This window comes from Pseudomonas sp. GW460-LB5, from assembly GCF_059423245.1.
In genome coordinates, this window is record NZ_JBWKXT010000018.1 from 1 (window position 1) to 16,264 (window position 16,264).

Sequence of the window (16,264 nt, forward strand, 5' to 3'; positions counted from 1 at the left end):
GGGCCGCTCTGCGGCCCTTTCGCGGCACAAGGCCGCTCCTACAAGGCACAGCGCAAGGCTTTGGCTAAAGGATTTGGCGGGGCAGGCGCTGCGACAGTTCGTCCAGCAACCGCTGCTCACGCTTGTCTTCGGCGCGCCGGGCTTCGTCCATGTAGCGCTGCACCAGCTTGCGCAACCCCTCTACCCGGGCATAGGCCTGCTGCCAAATGCCACGGGCATTGTTGAGGTTGTTCTGGTGCCAGACCAGGCTCTGACGCTGCTGGGTCATGGCCGTTTCAAGCTGCCCCAGAAAACGCTGGTAGTTGACCAGCCAGCTGCCATTTACCCCCTGCCCGCCACGGTTGATCCACTGCAGCTGGTAATCCTCACGAAAACGCTCCAGTTCGGCCAGCTTGGCCTGAGCCGTGGCCACTTGCTGCTGGAAATGCCCCAGGCGCTGGGCGGCCTTGCGCTCGGCCTCTTCGGCCATGCCCACCACCGGCGTCAGGCGCGCCGCGCGCCCAGGCAGGGCCATGCCCTATCAGCCTGCCGGGGGCGTGAAGATCGCCCCCAACTGTTCGCGGCTCTGCGCCATGCCCACATTCTCCTGCAGGCCTTGGCGCAGAAAATCCACAAGCCTGGATTGCAAGGCAATGGCCAGGTCGGTTTCCGGGTCGCCGCCGGCCACGTAGGCGCCCACGCTGATCAGGTCGCGGCTTTGCGACAGGCGCGACCACAGTTGCTTGAACTTTTGCGCCTGGCGCAAGTGGTCGGCGTCGACCACCTGGGGCATCACCCGGCTGATCGAGGCTTCGATGTCGATGGCCGGGTAATGGCCCTCTTCGGCCAACCGGCGCGACAGCACGAAGTGGCCGTCGAGTACACCGCGCGCCGAGTCGGCGATGGGGTCTTGCTGGTCATCACCTTCGGACAATACGGTGTAGAACGCGGTAATCGACCCACCGCCCGGCTCGCCATTGCCCGCCCGCTCCACCAGCTTGGGCAGCTTGGCAAATACCGACGGCGGGTAACCACGGGTGGCCGGCGGCTCACCGATGGCCAGGGCAATTTCCCGCTGGGCCTGGGCGAAACGGGTGAGCGAGTCCATCAACAACAGCACGTTCTTGCCTTTGTCACGGAAGTACTCGGCAATGCGCGTGCAATACATGGCAGCACGCAGGCGCATCAGCGGCGCATCATCGGCAGGTGAAGCCACCACCACCGAGCGCTTGAGGCCCTCCTCACCCAGAATGTGCTCGATGAATTCCTTCACCTCGCGGCCCCGTTCGCCGATCAGGCCAACCACGATGATTTCGGCTTCGGTAAAGCGGGTCATCATGCCCAGCAACACCGACTTACCCACGCCGGTACCGGCGAACAGGCCCAGGCGCTGGCCGCGACCAACGGTCAGCAGACCATTGATACTGCGGATGCCCACGTCCAGCGGCTTGCTGATAGGGTCACGGTTGAGCGGGTTGATCACCGGCCCATCCATCGGCACCCAGTCCTCAGCCTTCATCCCGCCCTTGCCATCCAGCGCACGGCCGGCGCCATCCAGCACCCGACCGAGCATGCTCATGCCCATGGGCAATCGGCCGCCGTCGTCCAGCGGCACCACCCGGGCGCCGGGGGCGATACCGACAATGCTGCCGACCGGCATGAGGAACACCTTGGGCCCGGCAAACCCCATGACTTCGGCTTCCACCTGGACCGGGTGGTAGCTGTCGTCGTTGATTACCAGGCAGCGGCTACCCACGGCAGCGCGCAGGCCTTCGGCCTCCAGGGTGAGCCCGACCATGCGCAGCAGGCGGCCTTCGACGATGGGTTGGGTCGGCAGCGCGATGGCCTCGGCATAACTGCCCAGGCGCTTGCCGAAGCTGGTGCGCTTAAGGTGCATCAGGGCTTTCCACCGAACGCTCGACGGGGGCGTCCAGGTCTACCGACATGTCTGGCGCCGCCGGGTGCAGAGAATGATCGTGCAACTGGTCGAACAGCTGCGCCACGGTTTTCTCGATGCGCGTTTCCATGGTTGCATCAATGCGGCTATGGGCAGTCTCGATACGGCAGCCCCCCGGTAGCAGTGCGCTGTCTTCCAGCAACCGCCAGTTTTCCTCATGGCGTTCGCGCAGGGCCTTGACCAGCTCGAAGTCCTGCGGGTTGAGGTGAATGCGGATATTGTCCGCCCCCATGGGCAGCAGCTTCAGTGCTTCGCGCAGCACCTGGGTGATCTGGCTGGAGTCGTTGCGCAATTCGCGGCCAATCACCTGGCGGGTCATGTGCGCCACCAGGTGAACGAGGGTTTTCTCGATCTGCGTGTCTTGCTCGGCGATCGGGTCCATCAGGTTGGTCATCAGTTGCTCGAGGCTGTCGAGCTTGGCCTTCAGGGCCGCTTCGGCCTCTTGGCGGACCTTGAGCTGGGTGCTGTGAAAGCCCTCTCGCTCGCCGGTGGCGAAACCTTCGTTGTAGGCTTCCTGGCGGATCGCCTCGAGCTCTTCCAGGGTGAGTGGCTGGACTTCTTCCAGCGGCACTTCCTCGATTTCTTCCTCGACCGCCTCGGGTTCCGGCTCAGGCTCGGGTACGGGCTCTGGCTCCGGGTCGAAGCTGGGCAGCGTCCACACGTCCACGCCCTCGAGGTCGCGGGCGCGGATCAGGTCGCTGGGGTGATGTTCTTTGCTGGACATGTTTTCAGGTACTCACAACCCTGTTCAAAGGGATACAGGTCTGGCCCCTGTGGGAGCGGGCTTTTCCCGCGAAGCAGGCGCCGCGGTGCATGGCACCGGCGTTGCCGGTGTTCGCGGGGCAAGCCCGCTCCTACACAGAACCCTCAAGGCCCGCCGCTAGTGACTCAGATCATTTCCTCGGCACCCTTGCCGCCGAGCACGATCTCGCCGGCCTCGGCCATGCGGCGGGCGATGGTGAGGATTTCCTTCTGCGCCGTTTCCACGTCGCTGACCCGCACCGGCCCTTTGGCCTCCAGGTCGTCGCGCAGCAGTTCCGAGGCACGTTTGGACATGTTCTTGAAAATCTTGTCCTTGACCCGCTCGTCGGCGCCCTTGAGCGACACCACCAACACGTCGGACGACACTTCGCGCAGCAGCGCCTGGATACCCCGGTCGTCGACGTCGGCCAGGTTGTTGAAGACGAACATCAGGTCTTCGATCTGCTCCGACAGGTCGCTGTCGACTTCGCGGATCGCATCCATCAGTGCACCTTCCACGGAGCTGTCGAGGAAGTTCATGATGTCGGCAGCGCGCTTGATACCGCCCAAGGTGGTGCGCGCGGCGTTGGAGTTGCCCGAGAACTGCTTCTCCAGAATCTGGTTCAGCTCTTTGAGCGCCGCCGGCTGCACGGTGTTCAGCGACGACACGCGCAGGACGATGTCCAGGCGCACCTTGTGGTCGAAGTTGCTCAGCACTTCACCCGCCTGGTCAGGGTCGAGGTAAGCGACCACGATGGCCTGGATCTGCGGGTGCTCGTAGCGGATCACGTCGGCGACGGCGCGCGGCTCCATCCACTTCAGGCTGTCCAGGCCGCTGGTGTTGCCACCCAGCAGGATGCGGTCGACCAGGCCGTTGGCCTTGTCCTCGCCCAGCGCCTGGTTGAGCATCTTGCGGATATAGGCATCGGACCCCACGCCCAGGCTGGTCTGGTCGCCGACAATGTCGACGAACTCGCTCATCACCTGCTCCACCTGGTCACGGTGCACATTACCCATCTGCGCCATGGCCACACCCACCCGCTGCACTTCCTTGGGGCCCATGTGCCGCAGTACCTGGGCCGCATCGGTCTCGCCCAGCGAGAGCAACAGGATTGCCGCTTTGTCGACGCGGCTCAGCTTGGCGGTAACGGCTCGGTTATCACTCATCGGCGTTGATCCAGTCTTTGACGACCTGGGCTACACGGCCCGGGTCTTCGGCCACCAGGCCTTTGATTGCGTTGAGCTGTGCCTCGTAACCCTCGCTCGGGCTAGGCAGCAGAATGCTTGTCGGGCCACCCAGGCTGACGCGGTCGTTGGCCAGTTCGCCATCCAACCCCACCATGCCGCCCAGCTCCATGTCGCTATCGGAAGCCGCCTGCTTGCCGCCCCCTGTGATGTTGTTAAGCACCGGCCGCAGCACGCCGAACACCAGCACCAGAATGAACACCACGCCCAGCACTTGCTTGACGATGTCCCAGAACCACGGCTGCTGGTAGAAGGCGATATCGGCGATTTCTTCGCCACGGTCGGCGGCAAATGGCACGTTGATCACCGTCACGCTGTCACCACGGCTGGCGTCGAAGCCGACCGCGTCCTGCACCAGGCGAGTGAAGCGCGCCAGGTCTTCGGCAGCCCACGGCGCACGGCTGGTGTTGCCGGTGGCCGGGTCGATCTTGACCTGGTCGTCCACGACCACCGCCACCGACAGGCGGGTCATGCGCCCCTGCTGCTGACGGGTGTGGCTGATGGAGCGGTCCAGCTCGAAGTTCTTGGTGCTTTGCTGGCGTTTGTCCGACGGGTACGGCGCGAGCATCGGCTGACCGGTGGCCGGGTCCATGACCTGCTGGCCGTTGGCATCCACCAGCGGCTGGCCAGGCTGAATGGCGGCGGCCGGGGTAGCGGCGCCACCGGTGGTTTGCGGTGCCGAAGCGGCGCCTGGCGGCTGGTTGCTCAGCGCACCAGGCACGCCTTGCGGGCCTTGGCTGCTGGCACGTTGCTCTTCAACCGACTGCTCGCTGCGCAATGCTGGCTGATCGGGGTTGAACTGCTCGGCGGTCGACTCGACGGCACTGAAGTCCAGGTCGGCAGACACTTCGGCCTTGTAGCGGTCATTGCCCAGCACGGGCTGCAGGATGTTGCGCACGCGCTGGGTGAGCATGCTTTCCATGCGGCGGCTGTAGTCGTACTGCTTGCCGGCTTCGGTCAGGGCAGAGTCCTGCAACTGCTCGGACAGCAAGTTACCCTTCTGGTCGACCACGGTGACCTGGGATTTATCCAGCTCCGGCACACTGGTCGCCACCAGGTTGACGATGGCCAACACCTGACCGGCCTCCAGGGCACGGCCCGGGTACAGCTCGACCAGCACCGAGGCGCTGGGCTTGCGATCGTCACGCACGAACACCGAGCTTTTCGGGATGGCCAGGTGCACGCGCGCGGCCTTCACGTTGTTCAGGCTGGAAACGGTACGCGCCAGCTCGCCTTCCAGGCTGCGGCGGTAGCGCGTGGCCTCCATGAACTGGCTGGTGCCCAGGCCTTGCTCCTTGTCGAGCAGTTCGAAGCCAACATTGCCATCGCTGGGCGCTACGCCGGCAGCCGCCAGTTTCAGGCGCGCACGGGAGAGGTCGTCGGCCTTGACCAGCAGAGCACCGGAGTTGGGCTCAACGTTATAAGGGATATCAGCGGCACCCAGGGTGTCCATGACCTGCTTGGTGTCCATGCCCGACAGGCTGCCGTACAGCGGACGGTAATCGGGTTGTTGCGACCACAGCACCACGGCAAAGCCGATCGCCACGCTGGCCGCCAGGCCGACCATGAGGCCGACCTGGCGCAGCATGGGCATCTGCGCGATGTTTTCCAGGAACGACATACCTGGCAGCGGGCGCTTGGCCGCTGCCGGGCCCGTCTTGGCGGGGGCGTTGTCGACGACTGCTTCAGCCATGGTTTACGTCCGTCCTCAAACCGGCATCTGCATGATGTCCTGATACGCCTGGACCAGCTTGTTGCGTACCTGGGTCATGGCCTGCATCGACACGCTGGCCTTTTGCGAAGCGATCATCACGTCAGTCAGGTCGACGCCGCTCTTGCCGATCTCGAAGGCATTGGCCAGTTGGGTCGATGCCTGCTGCGTCTCATGCACCTTGCCGATGGCCTGGCCAAGCATGTCGGCAAAGGTACTCTGCCCCGGTGCCAGCTCGGGGGCTGCGGTGACCTTAGGCAGCGACATGGCATCGGCCTGCATGGCCCGCATGTCCAGCATCAGACGATTGAATTCAACACCTTGGCTCATGACCCTTCTCTCTCCTGCGGCCGCATTTTTTTGACACTCATGCGGCGAATAGCCTACGTAAAGCAACAAAGGTGCCAGCCTTGGCAATCACCTTCACGGGTTGGTGCGGCCCCTGTGGGAGCGGGCGAGCCCGCGAACACCGGCGCAGCCGGTGCCAGCCACCGCGTGGGGTTCTTCGCGGGCATGCCCGCTCCCACAGGGTGGTATCCATTCACAGCGGGGCGCAGTGTCAGCCGAACAGGCTGGCCTCGACGTCGAACCCGGCATCGCGCATCTGCGCCAGCTTGTAGCGCAAGGTGCGTGGGCTGATGCCCAGCCGTTCGGCCGCCTCTTTGCGCCGACCGCGCTCGGCGCGCAGGGTGTCGATGATCATCTGGTACTCATGGCAACGCATGTCATCGCCCAGCCCGCTGGCCTCGACTGACACTCCAGGTGATGGCTCTGTGCCAGCTGACAATGGAATGGCGCCTGCCAGACAGAAATCCGCCGCCTCGATCACCCCGCCCTGCTGCAGGATCAGCGCCCGCTGAAGCGCGTTGTCGAGTTCGCGCACGTTGCCCGGCCAGGCATAGGCCTGCAGGCAAGCCCGGGCCTGCGGCGACAGGCGCACCGGGGCGTGTTTCATCTTGGCCGCGTGGCGCGCCAGCAGGCGCTCGGCCAGTTGCAAGATATCGCCCGGGCGCTCACGCAATGGGCACCAGGCCAGGGGGAACACTGACAGGCGGTAGTACAGGTCTTCACGGAAACGCCCGGCGGCCACTTCGCCAGCAAGGTCGCGGTTGGTCGTGGCCAGCACACGGATGTCCAGGCTGATCGGCTTGCGCCCGCCGACCCGCTCCACCTCGCGCTCCTGCAACACGCGCAGCAGCTTGGCCTGCAAGGCCATTGGCATTTCCGAAATTTCGTCGAGCAACAAGGTGCCCCCTTCGGCCTGCTCGAACTTGCCGGCCTGGGCAGCGATAGCACCGGTGAAGGCACCCTTTTCATGGCCAAACAAGGTAGCTTCGAGCATGTTGTCGGGGATGGCCGCGCAGTTGATTGCCACGAAGGGCTGCGCTGCCCGCTGCGATTGCTGGTGGATGTAACGTGCAAGCACTTCCTTGCCGGTGCCGGATTCCCCGGAAATCAGCACAGTCGAATCACTGCGCGCCACGCGCGCGGCCAGCTCCAGCAACTGGCGGCTGGCCGGCTCGCAGGCCACCGGGCCTTCTTCGGCGACCACCCGCCCCGCGGCATGCCGCTCGACCAGGCTGAGCAGCGCCTTGGGCTCGAACGGCTTGACCAGATAGTCGGCAGCCCCCTGGCGCATGGCCTCGACGGCACGCTCGACGGCGGCGTGCGCCGTCATCAACAGCACCGGCAACTGGGGCTGCTGACGGCGCAACTGGCTCAGCAACTGGTGCCCGTCCATACCGGGCATGTTCACATCGCTGACCACCAGGCTGAAGGCATCATCCAGCACCGCCTCCAGCGCTTCCTCAGCGCTGCCCACCGCCTGGTAGGCGAAACCGCCGATTTCCAGGGTATCGCCCAGCGCCTGGCGCAATACGCGGTCGTCCTCGACCAGCAGCACCTTGATTGCCATTACACCCCCTCCGCCAATTGCCCGTCGATCAACGGCAGCTCTACCCGCACGCAGGTGCCACGGCCCACTTTCGAGCGCAGATGCAAACGGCCCTGATGGGCACGCACCACGGCCTGGACCACCGCCAGGCCAAGGCCGGTGCCAGTGGCTTTGGTAGTCAGGAACGGCTCACCCAGACGCGCCAACAACCCGGCGTCGATACCACTGCCCGCATCACTTACGCACAGCTGCAAGGTGCGCTCGCGGCGGAACAGGTGCACCTTCAACCGCGCCGGGCTGTCGCTGGCCTGCAGGGCATTCTCGATCAGGTTGAGCAAGGCACCGACCAAGGTATCGCGATTGCACAGCAGCTCACCCAGATGGCTGTCGCACTGCCAGCGCACAGCGTGCCCCTGCACATGGGCCTGGGCCGCCTGCTGCAGGGCCTGGAAAAGGGCTTTTGGGGTAACCCGGTCACCCAGCGGCAACTCGCCACGGGCGAACACCAGCATGTCGCGCACCTGATGCTCCAGCTCGTGCAGGCGCTCCTTCAAGGTACCGGCGAAACGCTGGCGGGTTTCCGCGCTCAACGCTTGCTCGCTATCGGCCAGGTGGCTGGCATAGAGCATGGCTGCCGACAGCGGCGTGCGAATCTGGTGGGCCAGCGAGGCGACCATCCGCCCCAGCGATGACAGGCGCTCGTGGCGGGCCAGTTGGTCTTGCAGGCGACGGGTTTCAGTCAGGTCGTTGAGCAGCACGAGTTGGCCGGGTTCGGCATCCAGCGAGCGGGTGGAGATCGACAGGCGGCGGCCATCGCGCAGCGAGATTTCATGGCCATCGTCCTTGCGCGGCGCAAAGCTGCGGGCGATTACCTGGCGCCACAATTCGCCGATCAGCGGCTCGCCGAGCAGTTCGCAGGCAGCCGGGTTGGCTTCACGTACAAGGCCATGACCATCGATCACGATTACCCCGCCAGGCAGCAGGTCCAGCAGGTTCTGCAGGCGGTTGGCCAGGCGTTCCTTTTCGCTGAGTTCTTCGATGCGCTGCGCACTGACCACCGCCAGCTCGCCTTTCAGCTCACTGACCCGGGCTTCGAGCAGGCTGTAGGACTGGCTGAGTTGGCTGGACACCTGGTTGAACAGGGCGAAGGCGTGCTCGATACCCTGGTGGCTGTCCTGCTCGATCGGGGCATGCCCCTGCTGATTGGGGGCTCGGGTTACGTGGGCGGCCTGGGGCATCGTGCTCTCTCGCGTGGCTGACCGTCATAAAAACGGTGTGTTGCCAGCGGTGTAGCAATAGCCGTGCCGGAGATGGGGATTTGAGTTGCCTGTGCCGGCCTCTTCGCGGGCTTGCCCGCTCCCACGGGGCCAGCATGGGTTTAAGCCCTGTACTGTACCTATGGGAGCGGGCAAGCCCGCGAAGAGGCCGGCCCAAGCCTACGGCGATGTATCAGTCCGGCAGCCAGGCCTTGCGCCAGTTGCTCAGGTTGTCACCTTCGAGCATCCAGCCGCCCAGCACTGCATCGCGCAGCGCATCACCGGCCTTGGCCGTGGCGTCCAGATCCGAGATGTGCATGCGAATGGCATCTACCCAGCCTCGGAAACGGTTTTTCACCAGTGTGACCGGCAAATCGCTGTAGCCCTGGTAGCAACGCAGGTCGCTGGCGATCACCGGGAAACCACAGGCGCCGTACTCCAGCAGGCGCAGGTTGCTCTTGCACTCGTTGAACAGGTTCTGTTCGACGGGCGCCAGGGCCAGGTCCAGGTTCATCCTGGCCAGCGTCGCGGGGTATTGCTCAATCGAGACACTCGGGTGGAACTCATGAACATAAGGCCGCAGCTTGTCCGGGCACATGCCGAAGAACACCCACTCCACCTCATTGGCCAATTCCTTGACCACGTCCGCGATCACTTCCAGGTCGCCCGTGTGGCTCGCCCCACCCGCCCAGCCGACACGCGGTTTGCGCGACTGCCGGCGCAGGGCTTTGAGGTCTTTCCAGTAGCGGGTGTCCAGCGTGTTGTGCACCACCCGGATATCGCCATGCAGGCCTGCGAAGGCCTCGGCCAGCGGCTGGGTGGAGACGACAAAGCGGTCCACATAGGCCAGGCCGCGACGCAGAGAGCGCAGAATGTCCTTGGGCATGTGCGCCCTGTGCACGCTCTTGAGTGGCAGGTTGGGCAGATAGTCGTCCAGCTCGAAGACCTTGAAGGCCCGCGAAAATGCGTGCATCCGGCGCATGTGCTCAATCTGCTCGTCGCCCACCTGGCGCTGCAGGATGATGCTGTCCGGCTGATAGCGCTCAAGCTCCGCTGGCGCCAGATAATTCCACGCCACCACCCCCTCGGCCAGCCCCTCGCGGTTGAGCGTATCCAGCGGCTGAATGACCCGGTAGTTGCCACACCCCCCTCTGTCCGCCGCATGGGCAAGGACAGTCGGCAGCGGGTTCCAGGACGACAACGGTCGCCAGCTCAGACCGGAGGGCGCCAGGCCGAGGCCATTGTTGGAAGACAGCGAGAAATTCGGGTTGTGGAGCGGGTCGCGTGCCAATACAGGCAGCCAGCGGTCATACAACGCATCTTCTTCTGCGGCGGTGGCCGGCGTTACAGCATCCTCACTGAGCAGCAACTGCACACGCGGCGTCCACACGTTCAGGTAGCCGCCACGGTGCAGGCGCAGGCACAGATCAACATCCGTCCAGCGCTGCAACTCGGGCGCCTCGTCGAAACCGCCTGCCTCCAGGAACAGGCTTTTGCTCACCAGCAAGCACTTGCCGCTGACTGCGACATAGTTCTGATCGATTTGCAGGCGCTGCAGATAGCCGGACGCGTCCATCGGCTGACCAGCAAAGGCTTCGCCAACAGGGCCATTCAGGCCAAGCACGTAACCGGCATGGCTGATGGTGGCGTCCCCCGCCACCAGTTTGGCCCCCACTACGCCGACTTCCTGGCGCATGCCGTGGTTGAGCATCTGCTGCAACCAATCGTTATCGAGCACCGCTGCGCCTTCGTCCAGCCACAGCAAGAAATCACCACGGGCCTGCCCGGCAGCCTGGTTGCGCATTTGCACAGGCGCCATGCCTGCCGGGAATCGCATGCAACGAATGGCATCGGTGCCAAGCCGGGCAACGTTGTCGAGCCAGCTGTTTACTGCCGGGCTGGCATTATCACGCGCCAGCAGCAGCACCTCGTAGTTTCGATAGGTTGTCTTCTCCAGAATGGTTTCCATGCAACGCTGCACCCGCTCGGTGCTGTTGCCCTGGAGCAGAATCAGGATGCTGACCGGTGCGTCACCGGGGGCGCCATAGTCGAGATCATAACGACCGGGCAGACGAGACCCGACGCGGGCGTGGGCAAAGCCGCGGGTCTGCAGATGGCGCTGAATGACACCACGCTCGTCCGGGCAGTCGCGCAGCGACGGGGCATCACAGACCAACAACGGCTCGCTGATATGCCCCAACCCCTCGAAACCGGCAGACTCGATAAGGCGCAGAATGTAATCCAGCTCGAATGCCTGGCCGGCCTCCTGGCGGAAGCCCCCCATCTCCAGCCACACCTGACGGTTGAACAGCCAATGGCGTGACAGGCTTGCCGGCAAACTGAGCAGCAGATCAAGGTTGAGATCAGGGCGCAGCGCGGCGCCCATTTCCGCCCCATCGAAACGCAACCCTTCATCGCCATATACGGCACGACAGCCTGGCGCCGCCAACAGATCAAGCGCGGCAATCAGCAAGCCGCTCGCAGTGAACTCACTCCCCGCCTCTACCAGCATGAACCAGTCGAACTCACCCGCCTGAACTGCCTGGTTCAGCTGATCGCCCAGACTGGCATCGGTCAAACGCAGGAAATGCAGCTTGTCCTGCGCCGAAGTCGCGGGTGCCTCGCCCGGCGTCAGCGCCACAATTTTCAACGAGTGATAAAGGCAGTGATCGCTATTCAGGCTTTGCAGAGAGGCCTTTAATGAATCTGCGCGCCCATCAGCGTCCACTACGATAATGCCGATCACAGGGCCGCCCTGGTTACCGAGCAGACGCTGTTGGATCATGCGGCTTTGCATGGCATCCGGAACGCGTTCGGCCAGCCAGGTTTGCAGTGTCAACGCCTTGGGCTTGCCACCCAGATGCTCCAGCATTTGCTGGCGCCCGCGCTGTACTTCTTCACTGCCAACGTCGCCATGGCGCGCATACAACTCGCGATAAAGCGCTGGGTAATCTTTCAGCGCCTGCTCGGAGCGTCGTGCAGGTGCATTGTCGTCCCGGCGCATACGGACTTCCACCGTCTCGCTGCGCACATGATGGAAAGCGCTTCGCGCACTCAGGCGCATGAGGAAATCCCAATCCTCCAGCCCTGCCAGCGACTCGTCGAAGTCCCCCACGGCGAGGGCAAGCGCGCGCGGGCAGGCAAAGGTGTTGATCGGGATGTAGTTGTTTACAAGCAAACGCTCTCGCGAGTAGGCCTCGTGTGGATAGCGTTGTTCACGCGACACCTCGGTCCGCTTGCCTGCCGCAATGGTTTCCTGAATGAAGACTGCATCCGTGTACACCACACTGTCGGGGTGGGCATCCAGCGCTTTGGCCAATGTTTCAAGATGGTCAGGCAGGTAGAGGTCGTCGTCGTCCAGATACACGACGTACCGACCCCGGGCCACGTGCAACGCGGTATTACGGGCTGCGGCAGGGCCGCGATTACGGCCTTGGCGGATGTACGTGACAGGGAAATCGTACTCAGCCAGCAGCGACTCGACCGGGTCACCGTTGTCATTGACCAGGATGACGTCAAGGTCCTTGAAGGACTGATGAGCAATGCTGTCCAGCGCATCCTTGAGCAATTGCGGGCGGTTGTAGGTGGTCAGGATAACAGAGAACAACGTCTCATCTTGCTGCCGCGCCTGTTCTTCCAGGCGCTCGCAAAGCCGGCGCGCCCGGGCCCCCAGCTCGGAACCCTGCTCGTCAGGATACAGATCCAGACGCCGCTTGAGGTGCCCCGCCACCTCGCGCTCACGCCCGTGAAGGTGATGCTGCGCATTGCGCTCGAATACGCCTTCGACAATGGCCAGGTGCCCCATCAATGGCTCGCTGGAGGCATAAAACCCGCTCGAATACTGCGCACCATGCCAGCGATAGCTGACACCCGGCATGTCGACGTAGGCGAAATCGGGGTAACGCTCCGCCATCTGCACGACCATTTCCCAGTCACCAGCACCGTAGGTGTTCCCCGGCTTCCAGACACTGCAAAACGCTTCACGCCGGTAGATTACCGCCGAGGGCGTCATGTAAAGGTCGTGGATCAACAGATCAGCGACTTCATTGCGGTCGCCTACGTAATCGCCATTGCGGTATCCCGGATGGCGAGACCGGTTCAAGGGCTGCCCGGCACCATCGACCCAGCGAATGCCGGTATAGCCCACTGCAACGTTGGGATTGTTTTCCAGCGTGGGCAGCAAACGCGTCAGGTGCCCCGGGTTGAAATAGTCATCGGCGGAAAGGAACGTGAAATAACGCCCCTGTGCGATACGCAAGCCATTTCGCCAGTTGTAACCCGGGCCGTAATTGTATCGGTTACGGATGTAACGCACTTTCGGGTTGCTCGCGAATGCCGCCATTACCTCAGCGGTATCGTCCGTGGAAGCGTTGTCCAGGACCAGGATCTCGATATTGTCCACACCCTGATCGAGCACCGACTGAACACACTGGGCCAGATAACGCCCGTAGTTGTAGGTGGGGATGACTACGCTCAGCAGCGGCTCGACGTGGCGTACGGCGGCCGCATCATCGGCGATGGCGCAGGTTACCTGATAAAGCCAGTAGTCTGCCGAGCAGTGGTAATTGCGGGAGTGATCACGGTCTTGCGCTTCCCGCGTAATTGGCCACGCTTGCAATTCGAGCCCATCGCCATCAGCAAGCCTCAAACTGCCGATGTAGGTCCGCGAATGAGCCGTACGCCCTGACCATGCCTGGACCAACACTTTACTGAAAGACGCGTCTTCTTGCAGCGCCTCCGACTGCTCGGCATTACGCAGGAGCAGATACCGTTGCGCCTGCGCTGGCAACTGCAACGGCAACTGAGCCTGGCGCGGATGGGCAATCAGCAGGACAGCATCGGCCTCATCTTCGGCACTGGTAGCCCGTTCGAACCAGATTCCGTTGCTGACGCCATAGACCGCCAGGGGCTCCAGCGGCAATTGCCCCTTCAGTGCTTGCCAATCAGCATCGGACAGCAGGAATGCCTGCTGATCGCCCAGGCAATAGCCGGCAACCCGTACCCGCCAAGGTTGCCCGATACAACGACCACCCGCGATCAAAGCCCAATTCGTCATGCTGTCACTCCCCTAAATTGTTGCTCGCTTGCTGCAGGCAATGCGGCGCCTGTCGGCACGCAGCCGGTATGCCCTGAATCACGCGGATTCAGCCAGTTCTTTCCAGGACACGATGCGCGCCTGCGTCCTGAGATGTTGGCGAATGATCGCTTCGATGTAATGTTCATGGTCGCGCTCGGAACTGATGATCACGACATCGTCCGCCCCGACCTGTTCGCTTATCCAGGCCAGCGGCTGAATGGGTACGCCAAGCATTTGATTGCCCTGGCGGTTGAGGTTGGAATCGATGCAGGCAACGACCTGGCTGCTGCTCTTCTCGGCTTCAAGAATCAGCAGCGCAGCGATGAAGGCGCTGCCAAAGATGATGATTCGGCGCCCCTCCAGGCTGGCGAGAATGCTCGCCGATGGACTCTCACTAGCTCTGCGCGCCCAGCTCAGGAGTTTCTGGGTTGCGCCGGCATGTCCGCAGACCGACAGTTTCTCCAGCTGGCTTGTTTGTTCAGTCAACGATAGAAACTGGGCAAGCAGAACCACAGGCAAGCCCGCCAGAAAGGCGTCGGGTGCTTGCTGCATATTGCGCTGCAGGTTCGCGGCAGCTTTGCCGGTTTTGCTCAGAACGCCCTTGCTGATTGCCCTGCCCGGCTGGGTGGTAATCGCCTCCTGAATTTCGAAGCGCGCTGTGCAGGCATCGAAATGCAGAGCCTCTGCCTGCATACCGGGCACACCCTTGGCGATGCGTTTGAGCCCTTGATAGAGGGCGACGCCTGGCAGCGACAGGCTTGCCACATGGGAGAACTGCTTGGTATGCACGCGACGGCGCAGCAATGGTTGGTCAAGGTAGCCTATGGCATGCCGGCGGTTGATGCGCGCCGGTAACAGCACGTCCTCGATGCCCGCCGCGTCCTTTGTCTGCTTGCGAGGAGCGTCGCCGAGGTAGCGGTGTACCGCATAGGACTTGGGCAGTACGGCCCGCTCCAGCATCACGCCGCTGGGCATCGGCCACAGCCGCTCCTTGAGGAAACTGCTGACGTATTCCCCGGGCGCGAAAACCCGCTCCGAGCCGAGCATGGCGCTGCCGTCGACCAGCGCATGGCCATCCTGATCGATGTCGCTGACGCGCGTCCATACCATCCGCACCTCAGGGTGGCAGTCCATGAAACGCATCTGCCGCTCCAGCATATCGCGCTCCATGATGTCATCGTCGTGGGTCACAATCACCCGATGCCCCAAGGCAAGGTGATAAGCCGAAAGGCAGTTGAACTCCACGGTGGAAACATTGCTGGCGTTCCTGACATAACGGATTCGCGGGTCCTGCAAGCCGAGGATGAACTGCGCAGTCCCGTCACTGCTGTTATTGTCGAGAACCAGCAGTTCAAAATGCTCATAGCTCTGCCCGAGCACGGCAGCAATGGACTGCTCCAAGTAGTGCACCCGATTGTAAGTCAGCAGGGCAACAGTCAGCGGCGGAATGGCGGGTTTCATGGTAAGGCGCGCACCAGGTCAGGAATATCACGGTGCTTCTGCCCGTGTAGAAAGACGAAATTGGTTTCCTGGGTTTGCTCGTCAATGCCCGGGCATGGACGTAGTCCCTCGTTGCTCAGGGTATAGGCCTGATAGCCAAGACGACCAAGCCGTTCCACGACCTCATTGGGGTGGTAGTCAAACTTCCTGGCCCACTTCCTCAACAGTTCGATCAGAATCACAGGCTTGTGTTGGGCGAGCATCGCCTCGCCGCCCTGGATCACCATCAACTCCGCCCCTTCCACATCGCACTTGATGAGCTGGGGCGCCAGCTCATGCTGGGCGCAAAAGCTATCCAGCGTCGTGGCCGGGCAGCATACCTTCTGAAGACTTTCCTGGCGGCCGGGTTGCCCGGCCAGTACCTGGGAAGTGGCGCCGGAGCAGTTGGGCGTGTAAAGAAACTCCAGCGTCGCCTGCTGGTTGGAAAAGGCCAGCCGGTGCGCCTCTATGTTGAACAAGCCGTTGTGGCGGATGTTGCGCTCGAGAATCTCATGGGTATGGGGGATCGGTTCGAAGGCGTAAATCCGCGCCGACGGGCAATGCCGAGCCAGCGCCAGGGCATACCAGCCGCAATTGGCGCCGATGTCCAGAATCACCGCGTTTTCCTGGGTTATGGCTTTGAGGAACTCGGTTTCCTGTGTTTCATAGGCACGGAAGTTCATCAGGGTGCAGGGCACCAGATGCTGGTCCTGGGGGTCCACAAACAACTCGATCTGCTGCGAGCGGGAACGCACGAAGATGCCCTCTGGCAGAATGCGCAAAGACTCCACATCGGTACCGGCGATAAACTCAGGGTACTCGAACAGGCTGGTGTGCCGCGCGTGAATGGCTTCGATGTAATCCTGCTTGGCAGAGCCCCCGGCCTCATAGGCCGTACGGATGTGGTTGAGCGTGTTCATCGGCA

General features: G+C 62.9%; 11 protein-coding genes. All 11 read right to left on the reverse strand.

Translation table 11 applies throughout. The features are described from left to right. Positions 1-64 precede the first annotated feature (64 nt). Positions 65-514 (reverse strand): flagellar export protein FliJ, encoded by a 450-nt coding sequence (gene fliJ, locus AC07XM_RS13135; protein WP_016488429.1) that lies wholly within the window; start codon positions 512-514, stop codon positions 65-67. A 6-nt stretch (positions 515-520) separates the two neighbouring features. Continuing rightward, a complete protein-coding gene (fliI, locus tag AC07XM_RS13140) occupies positions 521-1,876 on the reverse strand; it encodes a flagellar protein export ATPase FliI (protein WP_060519404.1) in 1,356 nt (451 codons plus the stop codon). Then, a complete protein-coding gene (gene fliH, locus AC07XM_RS13145; RefSeq protein ID WP_016488431.1) occupies positions 1,866-2,660 on the reverse strand; it encodes a flagellar assembly protein FliH in 795 nt (264 codons plus the stop codon). The genes fliI and fliH overlap by 11 nt, the downstream gene beginning before the upstream one ends. A 164-nt stretch (positions 2,661-2,824) precedes the next feature. Further along, positions 2,825-3,844, reverse strand: a complete 1,020-nt coding sequence (gene fliG, locus AC07XM_RS13150; RefSeq protein ID WP_016488432.1) for a flagellar motor switch protein FliG — start codon at positions 3,842-3,844, stop codon at positions 2,825-2,827. Continuing rightward, complete coding sequence (gene fliF / locus AC07XM_RS13155; protein WP_016488433.1) at positions 3,837-5,615, reverse strand: flagellar basal-body MS-ring/collar protein FliF; 1,779 nt, start codon at positions 5,613-5,615, stop codon at positions 3,837-3,839. The genes fliG and fliF overlap by 8 nt, the downstream gene beginning before the upstream one ends. A gap of 15 nt (positions 5,616-5,630) precedes the next feature. Continuing rightward, positions 5,631-5,963, reverse strand: coding sequence for a flagellar hook-basal body complex protein FliE (gene fliE / locus AC07XM_RS13160; RefSeq protein ID WP_003254438.1), 333 nt, complete (start codon positions 5,961-5,963; stop codon positions 5,631-5,633). A gap of 229 nt (positions 5,964-6,192) precedes the next feature. Beyond that, complete coding sequence (locus AC07XM_RS13165) at positions 6,193-7,548, reverse strand: sigma-54-dependent transcriptional regulator (protein WP_102688982.1); 1,356 nt, start codon at positions 7,546-7,548, stop codon at positions 6,193-6,195. After that, positions 7,548-8,765, reverse strand: coding sequence for a sensor histidine kinase (locus tag AC07XM_RS13170; protein ID WP_060519401.1), 1,218 nt, complete (start codon positions 8,763-8,765; stop codon positions 7,548-7,550). The genes AC07XM_RS13165 and AC07XM_RS13170 overlap by 1 nt, the downstream gene beginning before the upstream one ends. Before the next feature lie 211 nt (positions 8,766-8,976). Further along, a complete protein-coding gene (locus tag AC07XM_RS13175; protein ID WP_256596921.1) occupies positions 8,977-13,839 on the reverse strand; it encodes a glycosyltransferase in 4,863 nt (1,620 codons plus the stop codon). A 78-nt stretch (positions 13,840-13,917) separates the two neighbouring features. Further along, positions 13,918-15,321, reverse strand: a complete 1,404-nt coding sequence (locus tag AC07XM_RS13180; RefSeq protein ID WP_023047007.1) for a glycosyltransferase family 2 protein — start codon at positions 15,319-15,321, stop codon at positions 13,918-13,920. Next, positions 15,318-16,259, reverse strand: coding sequence for an FkbM family methyltransferase (locus tag AC07XM_RS13185; protein ID WP_224372370.1), 942 nt, complete (start codon positions 16,257-16,259; stop codon positions 15,318-15,320). The genes AC07XM_RS13180 and AC07XM_RS13185 overlap by 4 nt, the downstream gene beginning before the upstream one ends. Positions 16,260-16,264 lie beyond the last annotated feature (5 nt).

What these genes read in the sequence shown, in the direction of transcription:
- fliG (WP_016488432.1), bottom strand. Translation starts at nt 3,844, where the DNA reads ATGAGTGATAACCGAGCCGTTACCGCCAAGCTGAGCCGCGTCGACAAA.
- fliF (WP_016488433.1), bottom strand. Translation starts at nt 5,615, where the DNA reads ATGGCTGAAGCAGTCGTCGACAACGCCCCCGCCAAGACGGGCCCGGCA.
- fliI (WP_060519404.1), bottom strand. Translation starts at nt 1,876, where the DNA reads ATGCACCTTAAGCGCACCAGCTTCGGCAAGCGCCTGGGCAGTTATGCC.
- fliH (WP_016488431.1), bottom strand. Translation starts at nt 2,660, where the DNA reads ATGTCCAGCAAAGAACATCACCCCAGCGACCTGATCCGCGCCCGCGAC.
- AC07XM_RS13185 (WP_224372370.1), bottom strand. Translation starts at nt 16,259, where the DNA reads ATGAACACGCTCAACCACATCCGTACGGCCTATGAGGCCGGGGGCTCT.
- AC07XM_RS13175 (WP_256596921.1), bottom strand. Translation starts at nt 13,839, where the DNA reads ATGACGAATTGGGCTTTGATCGCGGGTGGTCGTTGTATCGGGCAACCT.
- AC07XM_RS13170 (WP_060519401.1), bottom strand. Translation starts at nt 8,765, where the DNA reads ATGCCCCAGGCCGCCCACGTAACCCGAGCCCCCAATCAGCAGGGGCAT.
- AC07XM_RS13180 (WP_023047007.1), bottom strand. Translation starts at nt 15,321, where the DNA reads ATGAAACCCGCCATTCCGCCGCTGACTGTTGCCCTGCTGACTTACAAT.
- fliE (WP_003254438.1), bottom strand. Translation starts at nt 5,963, where the DNA reads ATGAGCCAAGGTGTTGAATTCAATCGTCTGATGCTGGACATGCGGGCC.
- fliJ (WP_016488429.1), bottom strand. Translation starts at nt 514, where the DNA reads ATGGCCCTGCCTGGGCGCGCGGCGCGCCTGACGCCGGTGGTGGGCATG.
- AC07XM_RS13165 (WP_102688982.1), bottom strand. Translation starts at nt 7,548, where the DNA reads ATGGCAATCAAGGTGCTGCTGGTCGAGGACGACCGCGTATTGCGCCAG.